Raw genomic sequence first — 16,151 nt, forward strand, 5'->3', positions numbered from 1 at the left:
TTAAGCCCCCTTCTGCCGCAGCAGATCGGCGAAATACAGCACGCCAAGCGGGCGATGCTGCGCATCTGTCACCGCCAGCCGATCGGTCTGTCGGGCAATGAACTGCGACAGCGCCTCGCGCAGGGTCATACTTTCGGGAATGGCCTCTTCATCCAGCCACTCTCCCCGCCGCGCCGCCGCGCCGGCGTTGCCGAGTGACAACAGCCTGACGCCCAGCTCACTACGGCCAAAAAAGTCCTGCACGAAGGCGTTTTTGGGTCGGGTCAGCATCTCCAGCGGCGTACCCTGCTGAATCACTTTACCGCCGTCCATAAGCACCAGACGGTCCGCCAGCGCCAGGGCTTCATCAATATCGTGCGTCACCAACACGATAGTGCGGCCAGAAAGCTGATGAATGCGCACAATCTCCTGCTGGAGCGCGGCTCGCGTTACCGGATCCAGCGCACCGAAAGGCTCATCCATCAGCAGTACCTCAGGATCGGCCGCCAGCGCGCGGGCTACTCCCACCCGCTGCTGCTGCCCGCCGGAAAGCTGATGAGGGTAGCGGTGACGAAAATGATCCTCGAGATTCAGCAGTGCCAGCAGCTCGCTGACCCGCCCGGCGATGCGCGCCTTCGGCCAGTTAAGCAGCGCGGGCACGGTGGCGATATTCTTCTCTACCGTCCAGTGAGGGAAAAGTCCTATTGACTGGATGGCGTAGCCCATACGTCGGCGAAGCACCTGAGGGTTGAACTGGCGGATCTCCTCTCCGGCGAACAGAATCGACCCCTCATCATGCTCAATCAGGCGGTTTATCATTTTCAGAGTGGTGGACTTACCCGAACCCGATGTGCCAATCAGCACCGTAAATTCCCCGTCGGCAATATTTAGCGTCAGATCGCTGACGGCCGGTTTTCCGTCAAAATATTTGCTCACTCCGTTAAAGTTGATCATTAGCGCTTTGCCTCGGTCAGCGAAAGGAGAAATTTGAACAAGGCATCAACCACCACCGCCAGCGCAATGACCGGGATCACCCCCAGCAGTACCAGTTCCAGCGCGCTGCTGAGAAGGCCCTGAAAGATGATGGCACCAAACCCACCGGCCCCAATCAGCGCGGCAATCGCCGCCATGCCCACGGTCTGAACCGAAATGACCCGCAGCCCGGAAAGCAGTACCGGCAGCGCCAGCGGCACTTCGGCATGCCAGAAAATCTGTGCCGGGGTCATGCCCATGCCACGCGCGGTTTCAACCACCTCCCGGGGTACCTGCTGTAAACCCGCTACCACGCTTCTCACCAGCGGCAACAGCGCATACAGCACCAGCGCGATCAGCGCGGGCGCTACCCCGATACCGCTGATGCCTATGTCAGAAAGCGCCGGAAAGGCCTTTGCCAGCCCGGCCAGCGGGGCGATCAACAGGGCGAAGAGCGCGATAGAGGGTACGGTCTGAATAATGTTCAGCACCGCGAAGACCGGGGACTGCGCCGATTTTTTTCGGTAACACAGCCAGCCCAGCGGAATGCCGATAAGCAGGGTCGGCAACAGCGTACCCAGCAGCAACAGCAAATGGCGGCTTAGCGCCTCATTAAAGACCTCCCGGCGGTTGGCGTACTCCTTCAGCAGCGCCAGCTGATCGAGCTGTCCGCTCAGGATTAAAACGATGACCGGGAGCCAGATTTGTCCGTTCAGCAGCAGTCGCCAGAGGGGGTTTTTCGTCAGCCGGGTTACGGCATCCGCTGCGGCCAGCAGACAGAGGCCCAGCGCCAGCCAGCAGCCGCTGCCGAAGGCGCTGCGTGCCAGCGGGCTGCCCTGCTGCGAAAGCCGGGCGGCCAGTTCGCCTCCCAGCGCGATCAGCCCCACCAGCAGCAGTTCGCTCAGTAACAGCGTCAGCAGCAGATTACGTCGGGAGAGCGGCAGAAATGCCAGCAGCGGTAGCACCAGCACCGGCAGCAGCCACCCCTCTCCGCCACCGGGCATCAGCTGATACAGGGCAAAAGGCTGACCGGATACCAGCCGATTGGGCGCGTAGTTAAGGAACGGCAGCAGAAGCAGCGCCGCGGCCAGCAGTACGCCCAGCATCAGCAATACGCGATTATAAATAGTAAGGCGCACAGTTTCCCCGCGATAACCGGCCATCAAACCGGCCTTTACTTAGCCTGTAGCAGCTGCTTTTGTTGCAGATAGTCCGCAGCCACTTTCTTAGCATCCTGCCCCTCTACCGCTATTTTCGCGTTGAGCGATTGCAGCGTTTTTTCGTCGAGTGAAGCAAAGACGGGTTTCAGCCACTCCGCAATGTCCGGATAGGCTTTCAGTACCGCATCACGTATCACCGGGGCGGGCGCATAGACCGGCTGCACGCCTTTAGGATCGCTAAGCGTTTGCAGGCCAAGTGCGGCTACCGGGCCGTCCGTGCCGTAAGCCATTGCGGCGTTAACGCCAGAGGTATGTTGCGCAGCGGCCTTCACGGTGACCGCCGTATCGCCTCCGGCCAGCGACAGGAGCTGGTCCTGCTTAAGCGTAAACCCATAGGCTTTCTGGAAGGCCGGGAGCGCATCAGGGCGCTCGATAAATTCGGCCGAGGCCGCCAGCCTGAACTCCCCGCCCTTTTTCAGCCAGGCGCTCAGGTCGTCCAGTGAATTCAGATTATTTTTCTTCGCCAGATCGCCGCTGACCGCAATGGTCCAGGTGTTGTTCGCCGGTGAGGGGGTAAGCCAGGTCAGATGGTTTTTTTCCTCATCCAGTTTTTTTACTTTTTCATAGCCCGCCTGCGCATTTTTCCAGGCCGGATCCTGTTCGTCATTAAAGAAGAAGGCGCCGTTCCCGGTGTATTCCGGATAGATATCCAGTTCGCCCGCCGTAATTGCACCGCGAACGACCTGCGTGGTGCCCAGCTGGACTTTATTGATAGTTTTTACACCGTGGTTATCCAGAACCTGGAGGATAATATTGCCGAGCAGCGATCCTTCCGTATCAATTTTCGATCCCACCCTGACCGGATCGGCGGCCGTCGCCGATCCTGCCAGTGCCAGTAGAACGGCCAGCGTCATTACGCCGCCGCGCGCGGTTACCTTTGCCATTTTCTTTTCCTTTTCGTCAGGTTAGTAACAAGCGTAGCCTAATAAATTAACGGATGAAGCCGGACGGCAAAAAAGCGCGCGGGTCATCACCCTGCTGTCGCCCGGCGGCGAATTTTTGTTAACTGAAGCCAATAAGGTCAGAGGTACGAACTATTTCCCTCCGTACCGCTCGCGTGTATTCTCAGCGCTTATTCTAATAAAACTGAACACAACATTATGACGCTTTCAACCACGTCGGCGCACGTCGCCATGGCAGGGAATATCCCGACGGGCGAGCCCGTTATTATCCGCGAGGCAGCCGATGTTTCGCATCTGATCAATACCAGTACGCAGTCGCGAAATAATGCGCGCATTGTGATTGGTATCGCACTGGGCGGGGTTTTTCTGGATGCCTATGATTTAGGCTCGCTAGCCTTCGGCATGAAGGATATTACGCGGGAGTTTGGCCTCTCTCCGGGTGGCGCGGGGATGGTGGCGTCGGCCATTGCCTTCGGGGCCATTGTCGGCGCGCTGGCGGGGGGCTATCTGACCGACAAAATCGGGCGCTATCGCGTCTTTATGGCTGATATGTTCTTCTTTGTGGTCGCCGCCATCGCCTGTGCGTTTGCCCCCAACGAGTACGTGCTGGCCGGGGCGCGCTTTGTGATGGGGCTGGGTGTCGGGATTGATTTACCGGTCGCGATGGCGTTTCTGGCCGAATTTTCGAAGCTCAGGGGGCGGGGAAATAAAGCCTCCAGTATCGCTATGTGGTGCCCCACCTGGTACGCCGCGATCTCCATCTCCTGGCTGCTGGTGCTGTTTTTCTACGCGGTGCTGCCCGATGAGTATGCCGGCTGGCTATGGCGTATCATTCTCGGCTTTGGCGCAGTACCTGCCCTGCTGATTATTGCTATTCGCAGTCGCTATATGAGCGAGTCGCCCGTCTGGGCGGCCAATCAGGGCGATCTGCAAGGGGCCGCGGCGATCCTGCGCAATGCCTGGGGCATTAACGCCCAGGTGGCGGAGGCGTCGGAACGACCGCCCGTTAAGCCCGTGCGTGCGGCAAGCTGGCGTAATTACGGTGAACTGCTGAAGGGGATTTACCTGCGCCGGACGATTCTGGCCACCGTCACGGCGGTCGCCTCGGCTTTCGCTTATAACGCCGTAGCCTTTGGCCTGCCGGTGATTATCTCCAGCTTTCTGGCGCAGTCGATGCTGACCACCATTCTGGTTTCACTGGCGTTAAATTTGCTTTTTGCCTTTACCGGCGGGCTGCTCGCCGTGCGGCTGGTCCCACGCTTTGGTGCCTGGAAGATGACCGTGCTGGGCTACGTTTTTCAGCTGGTGGCGCTGGTCGGTCTGGCCCTGGTGGGCAAGCCGGGCAGCGGCGCAGAGGCGGCCCTTTCTGTTGCCATGCTGGCGCTTTTCCTGCTGGGCCAGGGAGTTGGTCCGGGCTCCCATACCATGACTTTCGCATCACTCAGCTATCCCACTTCGCTGCGCGGCGTGGGCGTCGGTTTTAACCAGACGCTGATGCGCGCCAGCTCGACGGTTTCGCTGTTTTTGTTCCCGCTGCTGGCCGCCGCCCTCAGCACCCGCGTCTTCTGGATTATTGCGCTGGCACCGCTGGCAGGGCTGCTGGCGTTACTGTTCATTCGCTGGGAGCCGTCGGGCTATGATGTGGATGCGGAGGATTTCAGTTCCGCCAGCCAGTGATGCTGGTCATCTACTGACTGGCGCAGGCGCGGGAACGGAAGCGGAGGGCCGGAATGTTATCCGGCCATCTGTTTTTGGCTGAACTGCTGAAACTGGGCGGGAATACGGGAGAAGGTGTGCAGAAACCACGGCGTAAAGCGCTCGGGATGTTGCACCATCTCATTTTCCAGCTCGTTCAGTGAGATGTAGCGGTAGGCTTCCGCTTCATCGGCATTCATCTGGGGCAGCTCGTCGCTAATAGCGAAAAAAACGTGGCCGTACTCGTGTTCGGTCAGACCGTTACTGAGCGGGAGGTTGTAGCTCAGTTCAAATACCGGTTCCAGCGACAGGCGCATGCCCATCTCTTCGCGCAGGCGTCGCTCGGCGGCATGGCGGGTCGCTTCTTCCGGGTAAGGATGACCGCAGGTGGTGTTACTCCACAGCCCGCCGCAGTGGTATTTCCCACTGGCGCGCTGCTGTAGCAGCAGTTGATGACGCGAGTTGAAGATATAGACGGTCACCGCGCGATGCAGCAGTCCCTTTTCATGCACCTCCAGCTTTTCCATGCGGCCGGTAGGGCGATCGTGACGATCGACCAGTATCACTTCGATTGCAGACATTCGCCCTCCTTAAGATAATTCCCAGTTAGTGTGGCACATCTTTTTAACCTGATGACGTAAAATTCGTGCGAAATGAGAAAGGTTACGCAACTTTAACAGGATTGGGCGGGTAGAGACGCCGATCGCAAGAAGGCGGATGGTGAATCCGATCACCGTAAAGTATTGCTGCACGTGTGTCATTCCACAGGCAGGATCATCTCCAGATCCACGAATAATACCGGAGGTTTTTTATCGCGTCCTGCAATATTTATATTTGCATCGATTGCCATTTTGATATGATGGCTGCCGATAATTTAGCCGGGCAGGATAAGTAGAATAATGCCCATTGTCTGCGAATGACTCCCGGGGCAAAATACATAAGGCTTTTTTTGTCCTGTCGGTATTAAGTAATTTCTGGTAGGTGCCGATAACGGGAAAGTTAATTTTTATTTATTAAATGGAGGTTTATATGTCTGGGATGGTTTTTTGCCGGGGTTGCGGTAAGGAAATTCACAGTTCTGCCAGAGCCTGTCCACAGTGTGGCGCAACGCAGGGTGCGGTGACAGGAGAAAAGAGCCGAATTGCAGCAGCGCTGTTAGCCTTTTTCCTCGGCGGATTTGGCGTTCACAAGTTTTATCTTGGCCGTGTTGGGCAGGGGTTTCTCTATCTGATTTTTTGCTGGACGTTCATTCCGGCGCTGATCGCCTTTTTTGAGTTTATTATTTACCTTTGCACATCTGATGAGAATTTCGCCAAAAAATATGGCTGATGGGTCAGGGCAATATAATTATCAACCGCACTGAATTGCATTATATCTGGGTGGTTGTGCTGGCTGGAATTGCTGCTGTGCCGGTGGGTTGTGCTGGCTGGAATTTCTGCTGTGCCGGTGGATAATCCCTGCGGGTGCCGGGCGTCCTCACGCCAGGCTTTGCCTGGTGCCTTTGGCTCCGACTCCAGGCCGGACGGCACGGTCGCGAGCGGGCATCCCTGCCCGCCGCTCCCTGAGTGCAGCATCCCTGCTGCCCTCGCCTGGCCTTCCGTCTGCGCCGCAGCGCTGCGGAATGCCCGTCACCCGCAGGGATTATCCACCTCTCAGGCTTCTGAGCCGCTTCCGGTAAAACCGTTTATCTGTCCAGGGGCTGCTGAGCTGCTCCGGTAAAACCGTTTATCTGTCCGCAGGTTTCCCAGCCTATCCCCGTTAAGGTTTGCTCTCGCGCAGGATTCGGCTCACTTTTCGATTTAGTTTTTGGTGCCGCTATTTAGGTCATTTATCTGCACCACGAAAAAACCAGTCACAACAAACTGTGCACTCTCAGTCTTCTGATTTTCTTCAAATCCCAACTATTTTGGTCATTGCATACTTCCTGTACGCATTCAAACCTGCCTGGGATTGCCTGTCCGACACCGCCCTTAACCGCAGCCAGCACAATGCAATAAGCAGGCGGGTGGGGCCCGGTGACAGGCAATCCGCAGCGCTGAGTGCAGAGAGGAAGACCCGGATGGGCCAGCAGGGATGCTGGCACAAGGGCATGCCGGGACAGGGATGTGCCGTCATGCCCGCTCCGAAAGGTCGACGAGCGGAGCGAAGGAACCGCGCCACGCGCGGCGCGAGGACCGCCTGGCACCGGGCACCACACGTTGGCGACTACTCCAGCCTTGCCGCGCCAGACACCGGGCACCGGGCACCACCCGCTGGCGACTACCCCAGCCTTGCCGCGCAAGGCAATGCCCGTGCTTAACTCTCTGGATCGACAATCTGCTGGCGGGGGCGGAAAATATGACCGGCACCGGATTGCATCAGCCGCTCAAGCAGCTGATAACCCCCATTCTCATCGGCCTGCGCGAACTCACGCTCGGCAGTGGTCACCGGCGTTGCCCAAAACAAATTAACCTTATCACCCTCGCGCTTAGGTAAGGCAAACTGCCCCTCCTCACGCCCCAGCTCACCCGACAGCAGAAAACCTTCAAAACCCACCGGCGCGACCGCTGACTCCAGCGTATGCCCCTCCCCCAGCCAGCTAAGCCGTGCCCAGGGGAAATGTGCGAAACCTGCCAGCGCACTGGCCATCTGCACCGCGTTCTCCTCGGTCATCACCCCGGCATCAATCGCCATCGCCATTTCGGCGCGGCGATACTGTGGGGCCAGCTCCTGATACAGATAATCGACCCAGGGCATGGGGCGAATGCTCATCCCCAGCGTCAGGAAAAACCAGCTCCCCTGATGGTAGTGCTGGGAAATGGCCATCGGCGGCCAGCTCCCCTGATCGATAGCATAATACTTAAGGGATTCGCCGTAGTGGGACTCGTAACACTTAAGCAAATCGCGCTGCATAGGCTCCCACAGATGTGCGTCGTGCCAGTCACGCCAGAAAAGGCGGTTTTTTTCAGCCTGGGCGTAATTATCATTGGTCGAAGCCGACCCCAGCGGCGCGGTCAGACGGTTTTCCTTAATGCATCCGGCCGAAAAGCTCACCTGCTTATTCTGGTACAGACTCCAGCCCGGGATCACGGCCAGCAGCTGCCCCTGATACCAGAGCGCCGCACCGTCATCGGACGGTTCCCAAATAATTTGTAAACCAGCGGGGTCCAAAGCAGGTTCCGCTTCCAGCGTGCGACAGAAGCTGGCGCTTAACAGCGGTGCTATCCCCTGCTCCATGGCCTCTACGTCTTCGCGGGCAGGTGCAGGCAGAAGATTACGTAGCCAGCAGCCGCGTACGGCAAACTGACTGCGAAAAGACTCGGCGGGCCACAGGTAGAAATAAGCCGTGCGCTCATCCTGTTCAACCCTGGCGATCAGCGTTTGTTGCTGATTAGCCACTTCAGCAATCAGGTACGACGGTCTCATATAGCCTCGACGATGGTGGGAAGGTTCCCTTTTCCGGAGAATAGAGCAGGATGTCCTGTTACGCCACGTCACAACAAGAGGAAGAGTCTCAAAGTCGTCCTTAGCGCCCGATGTATCGCTTAATCACGCCCCATCCGCTGCATTGCCCGATGATAGGCCCCGCGACGGATACACCAGCGCATAACACCGGCAAGCAGGACAAGGCGCTGGCGAATCAACCGATGCCGCAGCGGCGAGAAGCGAAAGCCAAACGCCTGCTGCGCCCATTCGGGAAGCAGTTCAATACCGGCCATCATCATCGCGTGCATCGCGGGCTTTGCCTGCCAGCTGGGTGCCGGGGCATTCATCAGCAGCGCAAGCACTTCACGGGTACGCGCGTCGCAGCGCAGTTGGGGTCGTATTCGCCCCAGATAGTCCTCTACGGCCGCGACCGTTTTCGGCACCGCCTCCGCGCCCAGCGCTTCTGCTACCCTCGCCGCTTCCGCATAGTAGCAGTCCTGCTCTGCCAGGCTCAGCTGCGGATTTTTATAGCGCAGATGGGCGGCAAGAAAGCGGCTGGTTTCAGCCACGTGAACCCAGGTCAGCAGTGCCGGATCGCTGGCAGCGTAGGGCGTACCCGCGGCGTCTACGCCGGTCACCTGGAAATGGATGCGCTTCACCCGCTCAATCAGCGTAGCGGCGTCCTGGGTGTTCCCAAAGGTGGTCACGGCAATAAACTGGCTGGTCCGCCGCAGGCGACCCATCATATCCTCCCGGAAGCGGGAGTGATCCCAGACGCCCGCCAGCGCCAGCGGATGCAGCATCTGCATCAGCAGGGCTGATATGCCGCCGCAGAGCATTGACGAGAAGTCGCCGTGAACGCGCCAGATTACGCTGTCCGGGCCGTAAAGGCCCGGGTCGCCAGCCGGTTGAGAGAGATCAAATTCATTCATTGCCAGCCCGTTCAGGCGAAAGACCTGCTGCTGGATCCTGTCGCGAACCGAAAGCATAGGGGTTCCTGATTAATGCGGAGTCGAAATAATAAGGGGCGAAAATTTCGCCCCTACCCCGGCCATAAACGCTGTGCTATGGCTGATTTACCCGCAGAGATTACGGGTAAGTGAACTCTGCATCCTGCGTCCGAACCGAGTCCAGTCCGATCATCACGCCGAATTTGCCTGGCTCAGCAACGTACTGCATCTTCGCATTCCAGAAGCTCAGCGCCTGCACGTCGATCGGGAACGTCACCCGTTGTGATTCGCCCGCCTTCAGCATGATGCGCTTAAAGCCCTTCAGCTCTTTGACCGGTCTGCTGATGCTGGCGATGTCGTCATGCAGATACATCTGCACCACCGTGGCGCCGTCACGCTTACCGGTATTGGTAACCGTCACGCTGGCTTTCACCGTACCGTTATGCGGCAGGGTTGGCGCAGACATCACCACTGGCGACACCGTAAAGGTGGTGTAGCTCAGACCATAGCCGAACGGAAACAGCGGACCGTTAGCCGCATCGTAGTAATGCGAGGTGTACTTATTCGGCTTGTTGGCGTCGTAAGGACGCCCGGTATTAAGGTGATTATAGTAAATCGGGATTTGACCCACCGAGCGGGGAAACGACATCGGCAGCTTGCCAGAGGGATTGTAGTCGCCAAAAAGCACATCGGCGATGGCATTTCCGCCCTCGGTGCCGCTGAACCAGGTCTCCAGCAGCGCATCGGCCTGCATATTTTCCTTCACCAGCGCCAGCGGTCGACCGTTCATCAGTACCAGCACCAGCGGCTTGCCGGTCGCTTTCAGCGCATCGATCAGCGCCAGCTGGCTGGGGGGAATGGTAATGTCGCTGCGGCTTGAGGCCTCATGCGCCATGCCCTGGGCTTCGCCGACCACCGCAATAACCACATCCGCTTTCTTCGCGGTGGCAACCGCCTCATCCAGCATTTGCTGCGGGGTACGCGCGTCGACCGTCACCGCCTTTTCATACAGATTGAGGAAATCCTGGATGCCTTTGTTATCGGTCACGTTAGCGCCTTTGGCATACAGGACCGTTGCCTTACCAGCCGTCGCGTTTTTCAGCCCCTGCAGCACGCTCACCGACTGTGCAGCAACGCCCGCCGCCGACCAGCTCCCCATAATGTCCCGCTGGCTGTCGGCCAGCGGCCCAATCAGCGCAAGGGTACCGGACTTTTTCAGCGGCAGCGTATCAAGACGGTTTTTCAGCAGCACGATGCTTTTACGCGCCACATCACGCGCCTCTGCCCGGTGCAAACGGCTTTCGGCGTTGGTATCGGCAGGGTCGCTCTCTTTGGGCCCAAGATGGCTGTAAGGGTTATTAAACAGCCCCATGTCATATTTGACGTTCAGCACGTGGCGGACGGCGTCGTCGATCTCGTTTTCACTTACCGCCCCGCGTTTTACCAGGCCCGGCAGGTACTTACTGTAGTATTCATCACTCATGCTCATATTGACGCCGGACTGAATCGCAATGCGCACCGCGTCTTCCGGATCGCTGGCCACCCCATGCTTGATCAGCTCTTTAATCGCCCCGTGGTCGCTGATGGTAATGCCCTTAAACTTCCACTCGTCGCGCAGCAGATCTTTTAGCAGCCAGCCGTCTGCCGTGGCGGGCACGCCGTTTAGCGAGTTAAGCGCCACCATCACGCCCCCGCTCCCCGCATCCAGCGCGGCTTTATAAGGCGGCAGATAGTCCTGCGCCAGACGCTGCGGGCTCATATCGACCGTGTTGTAGTCGCGGCCGCCCTCTACTGCGCCATACGCAGCAAAGTGTTTTACGCTGGTCATCACCGAATAGCGATCCGCCGGGCTTTTACCCTGCATGGATTCAACCATCGCCCGCCCCATTGCCGAGGTCAGAAAGGTGTCTTCCCCGAACCCTTCGGAAACCCGGCCCCAGCGCGGCTCGCGCGTGACGTCGACCATCGGCGCCCATGTCATGTTCAGGCCATCATCTGCGGCTTCATAAGCCGAGATCCGCCCCACGTCAGCCACCGCCGCCAGATCCCAGCTGGCCGCCAGCGCCAGCGGGATGGGGAAAACGGTGCGCTGGCCGTGCACCACGTCAAAGGCAAAAAAGAGTGGGATTTTCAGGCGACTGAGCTGCATCACCTGATCCTGCATCGCACGAATATCCTGTCGGGTCACGGTATTGAAAATCGCCCCCACCTGCTCATGCTGGATCATATCGCGGATAGCCTCTTTCGGATTATCCGGCCCGACGCTAATCAGTCGCAGCTGACCAATTTTTTCATCGAGCGTCATCTTGTTCAGCAGATCGGTCACGAAAGCATCGCGGGCTTGCGGCGTTAAGGCATGGGGAGCCTTAAGGTCCTCAGCTAAAGCCGGGTGCAGCACCAGGGCGGCAGCAAGGCTGACAGAGCACATCCATTTCATCAGGTTGGTTTCTCTTAATAACTGCGGAGCAGTGAGTGATTGCACGACAGGACACGGGTACGCCAGTGTGCCATAAGTTGATGATAGCAGATAGTATTCAACCCACTGACGGGATCGCGATCGACTTTTTTACCCCACCGGCACGCGCGGAGTGGTGCTAAGGTTAAGCGGTGATAATGAAAAGGACAACGTCTATGCTTAATTCTTCACGCCCGGACCCTCAGCAGCTGGTAGCAGAACTGAAGCGCATCGTCGGACGCGCGCATCTTCTTACCGATCCCGGCGACACTGAACGCTATCGTCGCGGCTTTCGCTCCGGCGAGGGTGACGCGCTGGCGGTGGTTTTTCCCGGTACGCTGCTGGAACAGTGGCGCATTCTACAGGCCTGCGTCAGCGCAGACGTGATTATCCTGATGCAGGCGGCCAATACCGGCCTGACGGAAGGCTCCACGCCGAACGGCAACGACTACGACCGCGATATCGTGATTATCAGCACGCTGAGAATGGACAAAATTCAGCTGCTGGATAAGGGAAAACAGGTGCTGGCGATGCCGGGCAGCACGCTCTATCAGCTGGAGAAGCTGCTAAAGCCGCTGGGTCGCGAGCCTCATTCGGTGATCGGCTCCTCCTGCATCGGCGCGTCGGTGCTGGGCGGCGTCTGTAATAACTCAGGCGGATCGCTGATCCGTCGTGGCCCCGCCTACAGCGAAATGGCGCTCTACGCGCAGATTGATGCGCAGGGCGCACTGAAGCTGGTGAATCATCTGGGTATCGAACTGGGTAACAGTCCTGAACAGATCCTCAGCCGGCTGGATGATGAAACCTGGCAGCCGGGCGATGTCCGCTACGATACGCGCCACGCCTCCGACCATGAGTATGCCGAACGCGTGCGCGATATCGAAGCTGATACCCCCTCGCGCTTTAATGCCGATGGCCGACGCCTGTACGAGGCATCCGGCTGTGCAGGCAGGCTGGCGCTCTTTGCGGTGCGGCTGGATACCTTCCCCGCTGATACGACTCAGCAGGTTTTCTACATTGGCACCAACGACACAGCCGTGCTGGATACGCTTCGCCGCCATATCCTCAGTGAGTTTCGCGAACTGCCCGTCGCCGGGGAGTATCTGCATCGCGATATCTTCGATATTGCCGAAGTCTATGGCAAAGACACCTTTATGATGATTGACCGCCTCGGCACCGACAAAATGCCGCTGTTCTTCAGCCTGAAGGGACGCGCCGACGCGCTGCTGAAAAAACTCTCGTTTGTTAAACCCAACTTCACCGATCGGCTGCTACAGAAGTTTGCTAATCTGCTTCCCTCTCCGCTGCCAAAGCGACTTAAGCAGTATCGCGACCGCTTTGAGCATCACCTGATGCTGAAAATGTCCGGTGAAGGTATTGAGGAAGCGCGTCGCTATCTTGATGCCTTTTTCCAGCAGGCGGACGGCGCCTTTTTTGAATGCGATAAAGAAGAGGGAGCGAAGGCGTTTCTGCACCGTTTTGCCGCAGCCGGTGCGGCGGTTCGCTATCATGCGGTCCATCACGATGAGGTTGAGGATATTCTGGCGCTGGACATCGCCCTTAAGCGCAACGATCGCGACTGGTTCGAGCGCCTGCCAGCAGAGTTCGACGATGCGCTGGTACACCGCCTCTATTACGGCCACTTTTTCTGCCACGTATTCCATCAGGACTATATTGTGAAAAAGGGCGTGGACGCCCACGCGCTAAAAGAGAAGATGCTGGCTATTCTGGCGGCGCGCGGCGCTGAGTATCCCGCCGAGCACAACGTCGGCCACCTCTACGAGGCGAAGCCGCAGCTCAGGGCATTTTATCAGCAGCTCGACCCGACCAACAGTTTTAATCCGGGAATTGGCAAAACCACTAAAGCGAAGCACTGGGCAGCGTGTGGCTGCGACAGTCACCAGAAGTGAGATAAGTATGCTGACGCTGACTCAGCATCAGCATCAGCATCTCATTTTGAGCCAGAGTCAGCTTATAAACCCGATTCAGCGACGACGCCGGGCCAGAGCCAGAAGCCCTATTACCCTTCAGTCGCTGATCCTTCGGGTTCTTTTACCACCAGATTGCCGTTACGCTGCTCGACGATCATCGTTTGCGGCGTAGAGAGGACCACCCCTTCTTTGCGCAAACGGGTCAGAATATCAAACAGCAGATCGCTCTTGGCACCCGATACCTGCCGCGGACTGGCGACGTTACCGGTTACCGCCAGCACGATCCCAGCCGAGGTCAAATCCTTGAAGGAGACCGACGGTTCAGGCGTATCCAGAATGCGCTCATTTTCGTTATAGACGTCCAGCAGCAGATCCCGCACTTTCTCAGGATCGATATCCAGCGGGAAGGTGAGCGTAATGGTAGCCACGCCCTGCGCATTGCCCATGGTGGCGTTACGCACGTTTTGCGAGATCAGCTGTGAGTTAGGCACAATCACCGTTGATTTATCGCCCAGCTGGATTTCGGTCGCGCGCACGTTGATGCGGCGGATATCCCCTTCTATCCCGCTGATACTCACCAGATCGCCCACCTTCACCGGACGCTCGGTCAGCAGGATAAGACCAGAGATAAAGTTCTTCACAATCTCCTGCAGGCCGAAACCGATACCGACCGACAGGGCGCTGACGATCCACGCCAGCTTGTTCCATTGCAGACCCATAATGGAGAGTGCCAGCAGGAACACCACCACGTAGCCCAGGTTGCTGAACAGGGTGATCAGCGAAACGCGCATCCCCACGTCCATGGTGGTCTTCGGCAGAAAGTCATGTTCCAGCCAGCGCTTCACCGAGCGCAGGACGTAAATCCCAACCACCAGGCTGAGCAGCGCATTCAGTACGTGCGCCGGGACAATATTCAGAGACTCCAGCCCCTTCCCGCCCCAAAACTCAATGGCTTTTTGCACCAGCTCAATCGGCGTTCCGCTGCCGAAGGTGCCGTTTAGCGCGGCCATTGCGGCGGCCAGCACCAGGAACGTTTTACCGATGGCGCCCAGCAGGGTCGAAACCTGCGCCAGATGGCGTTCATCAATGTTCAGCGATCGCTGAATGCTTTTACCGGTAGAGGTATTGGTTGAGAAGAAGGTTTCACAGGCGTCGGACACCAGCTGGCTGAGAATATAGAATGAGCCGAAAACAATGCCAATCCAGATAAGCTCATAGCTCAGGAAGCGGGCCAGCGTAATATAACCAATCAGCAGGGTGATCATAATCGCCACGCCTACCAGGGTTATCGCCATCTGGATCAGACCGACCAGCGTCGATTTCGCCTCCGGCTGTGCGCCGGAGAGGATAATTTTGCGGCGCACGCGATTGGTACGCAGGCTGATGGAGAGCGCCGTTGCGCCAATCAGCAGCGCGGTCAGGCCATTAGCAAAAACGGTGGTGCTGACGCTGGTATTGGCGCTGCTGTTAAGAATTTCGATCGTCTGGAAAACAAACACCAGCACGGCGGTCAGCGGCGGGAAGGGTTTTAAAGCCTGGGCCACTTCGTTAGAGATATTGGGTAAACGCCATGAGGGACGGCGGGTGGATAAAAATGCCCTGCCCAGTCCGGCAATCAGCCCGCATAAAATGCTCAGGTTCACCAGCTTGTCGGCAAAATCCCTGACGTCGTCCACCACGTTGTCATGGCGGGTAAAGGCCAGGTCAAGGAAGTTAAAGGCCAGCACAATAGCCAGCAGGCTGGTCAGCGCGGTCGCGGCGGCCAGGAAGCTGCGGCGCAGGCGCCCTTCGGGTAAGAGATTAATCCCCACCCAGGCGAGAAACTGCTCCAGATAGCGGCGTCCCAGCGTGGCGACCAGCACCGACAGCACGATCCATAGCGCGGTGCCCAGGCGCCAGCCGGGTTCCCATGACATCGCTGCCGTTTGCGCCAGTTCGTCACAAAAATCCCTGACCTTCTGATTGTCATCGCTCTGCGGAGTAAACAGGGGCGACCAGAAATGTGGCCCTAAGATGCTGCCCGCGTTAAGCGCCAGCTGCGTTTTCAGCGCATCGCGGCGCAGGTTGACGATCTGCGCCGAAAGATTAATGGCGCTGCTTTTAATCGACTCGGCCTGGGTGATTTGATCGTCAATTTTGCCTTTCTGGTTTTCCAGATTTCTACGCTTGCTGGTGACCTCACTGGTCTCTTTTACGCCGCTTTGCGGTTTCGGCGGTGGGCCGAGAACCGCCAGCTGCGCCACCAGCTGGGCGCGCTGTGGCGTGATCCCCTGCGTCAGCGTATCGGCGTCGCTGGACAGCTCCAGCGCCATATCATTGAGGGCGCTCAGCTTGCTGTCATTGGTCTCCCCCGACACCTGCTGCTTAATTTTATCGAGGACTTTCTGCATCTTTGGCAGTTCAACGGCGGCATTGACCTTCACCGGCGCGTCCTGACTCTGCCCGGATGCGTCATCGGCTGCCTGCGCCAGTACCGGAGAGAGTGTCACCAGCGCCAGCAAAAATATGCGAAACCAGGTTAATAACGTAGACATGAAAATTTCCAGATATCAAACAATGGATGGCACCGAAGACAGTACCCGTTAAAACCCGCGCCAGTTTATGCGTTTGCCAAAACGGGCACTATAGGATTACTCACGAAA

12 protein-coding genes are annotated in these 16,151 nt (G+C 57.9%); 4 read left to right on the plus strand and 8 right to left on the minus strand.

Annotated features, from left to right (window positions below):
• The 3 genes from AC4PCC_RS13965 to osmF are packed head-to-tail and all read right to left on the minus strand — an operon-like array spanning position 1 to position 3,025.
• A complete protein-coding gene (locus tag AC4PCC_RS13965) occupies positions 1 to 933 on the minus strand; it encodes an ABC transporter ATP-binding protein (protein WP_492124912.1) in 933 nt (310 codons plus the stop codon).
• Entirely contained in the window at positions 933 to 2,090 is a 1,158-nt protein-coding gene (locus tag AC4PCC_RS13970) for an ABC transporter permease (RefSeq protein WP_492124913.1), read from the minus strand. Before AC4PCC_RS13970 ends, AC4PCC_RS13965 begins: the two co-directional genes overlap by 1 nt.
• A 35-nt stretch (positions 2,091 to 2,125) precedes the next feature.
• Positions 2,126 to 3,025 (minus strand): glycine betaine ABC transporter substrate-binding protein OsmF, encoded by a 900-nt coding sequence (gene osmF, locus AC4PCC_RS13975; RefSeq protein WP_492127529.1) that lies wholly within the window; start codon positions 3,023 to 3,025, stop codon positions 2,126 to 2,128.
• A gap of 246 nt (positions 3,026 to 3,271) precedes the next feature.
• Here osmF and AC4PCC_RS13980 point away from each other — a divergent pair, with 246 nt between their 5' ends.
• Positions 3,272 to 4,750, plus strand: coding sequence for an MFS transporter (locus AC4PCC_RS13980; protein WP_492124914.1), 1,479 nt, complete (start codon positions 3,272 to 3,274; stop codon positions 4,748 to 4,750).
• A gap of 56 nt (positions 4,751 to 4,806) precedes the next feature.
• Here the strand turns inward: AC4PCC_RS13980 and idi are convergent, their stop codons facing one another.
• Positions 4,807 to 5,349 (minus strand): isopentenyl-diphosphate Delta-isomerase, encoded by a 543-nt coding sequence (idi, locus tag AC4PCC_RS13985; RefSeq protein ID WP_492124915.1) that lies wholly within the window; start codon positions 5,347 to 5,349, stop codon positions 4,807 to 4,809.
• A gap of 448 nt (positions 5,350 to 5,797) precedes the next feature.
• Here idi and AC4PCC_RS13990 point away from each other — a divergent pair, with 448 nt between their 5' ends.
• A complete protein-coding gene (locus tag AC4PCC_RS13990) occupies positions 5,798 to 6,097 on the plus strand; it encodes a TM2 domain-containing protein (RefSeq protein ID WP_492124916.1) in 300 nt (99 codons plus the stop codon).
• A gap of 577 nt (positions 6,098 to 6,674) precedes the next feature.
• Positions 6,675 to 7,067 carry a hypothetical protein gene (locus tag AC4PCC_RS13995; RefSeq protein WP_492124917.1) on the plus strand — a complete coding sequence of 131 codons (393 nt, stop codon included), beginning with the start codon at positions 6,675 to 6,677 and terminating at the stop codon, positions 7,065 to 7,067.
• Here the strand turns inward: AC4PCC_RS13995 and AC4PCC_RS14000 are convergent.
• The 3 genes from AC4PCC_RS14000 to bglX all read right to left on the minus strand — a co-directional run bounded on the left by AC4PCC_RS14000 (position 7,064) and on the right by bglX (position 11,560).
• Positions 7,064 to 8,173, minus strand: coding sequence for a suppressor of fused domain protein (locus AC4PCC_RS14000; RefSeq protein WP_492124918.1), 1,110 nt, complete (start codon positions 8,171 to 8,173; stop codon positions 7,064 to 7,066). The two genes, AC4PCC_RS13995 and AC4PCC_RS14000, sit on opposite strands and share 4 nt — an antisense overlap.
• A gap of 119 nt (positions 8,174 to 8,292) precedes the next feature.
• Positions 8,293 to 9,162: an oxygenase MpaB family protein gene (locus tag AC4PCC_RS14005; RefSeq protein WP_492124919.1), complete on the minus strand. Its 870-nt coding sequence runs from the start codon at positions 9,160 to 9,162 to the stop codon at positions 8,293 to 8,295.
• A gap of 100 nt (positions 9,163 to 9,262) precedes the next feature.
• Entirely contained in the window at positions 9,263 to 11,560 is a 2,298-nt protein-coding gene (bglX, locus tag AC4PCC_RS14010; protein ID WP_492124920.1) for a beta-glucosidase BglX, read from the minus strand.
• A gap of 194 nt (positions 11,561 to 11,754) precedes the next feature.
• On the opposite strand from bglX, the gene dld reads away from it, so the two are divergent.
• Entirely contained in the window at positions 11,755 to 13,488 is a 1,734-nt protein-coding gene (gene dld, locus AC4PCC_RS14015; RefSeq protein WP_492124921.1) for a D-lactate dehydrogenase, read from the plus strand.
• A gap of 110 nt (positions 13,489 to 13,598) precedes the next feature.
• On the opposite strand, the gene AC4PCC_RS14020 is transcribed toward dld, so the two are convergent.
• The gene (locus tag AC4PCC_RS14020) at positions 13,599 to 16,043 is read right to left on the minus strand and encodes a DUF3772 domain-containing protein (protein ID WP_492124922.1); all 2,445 of its coding nucleotides are present in this window, start codon (positions 16,041 to 16,043) and stop codon (positions 13,599 to 13,601) included.
• Positions 16,044 to 16,151 lie beyond the last annotated feature (108 nt).

This window comes from Erwinia sp. L03-1, assembly GCF_058686115.1.

Bases quoted from the DNA above. Each gene is read 5' to 3' on its own strand.
- AC4PCC_RS14005 (WP_492124919.1), bottom strand. From the start codon at position 9,162: ATGCTTTCGGTTCGCGACAGGATCCAGCAGCAGGTCTTTCGCCTGAAC.
- AC4PCC_RS14020 (WP_492124922.1), bottom strand. From the start codon at position 16,043: ATGTCTACGTTATTAACCTGGTTTCGCATATTTTTGCTGGCGCTGGTG.
- bglX (WP_492124920.1), bottom strand. From the start codon at position 11,560: ATGAAATGGATGTGCTCTGTCAGCCTTGCTGCCGCCCTGGTGCTGCAC.
- osmF (WP_492127529.1), bottom strand. From the start codon at position 3,025: ATGACGCTGGCCGTTCTACTGGCACTGGCAGGATCGGCGACGGCCGCC.
- dld (WP_492124921.1), top strand. From the start codon at position 11,755: ATGCTTAATTCTTCACGCCCGGACCCTCAGCAGCTGGTAGCAGAACTG.
- AC4PCC_RS13965 (WP_492124912.1), bottom strand. From the start codon at position 933: ATGATCAACTTTAACGGAGTGAGCAAATATTTTGACGGAAAACCGGCC.
- AC4PCC_RS13990 (WP_492124916.1), top strand. From the start codon at position 5,798: ATGTCTGGGATGGTTTTTTGCCGGGGTTGCGGTAAGGAAATTCACAGT.
- idi (WP_492124915.1), bottom strand. From the start codon at position 5,349: ATGTCTGCAATCGAAGTGATACTGGTCGATCGTCACGATCGCCCTACC.
- AC4PCC_RS14000 (WP_492124918.1), bottom strand. From the start codon at position 8,173: ATGAGACCGTCGTACCTGATTGCTGAAGTGGCTAATCAGCAACAAACG.
- AC4PCC_RS13980 (WP_492124914.1), top strand. From the start codon at position 3,272: ATGACGCTTTCAACCACGTCGGCGCACGTCGCCATGGCAGGGAATATC.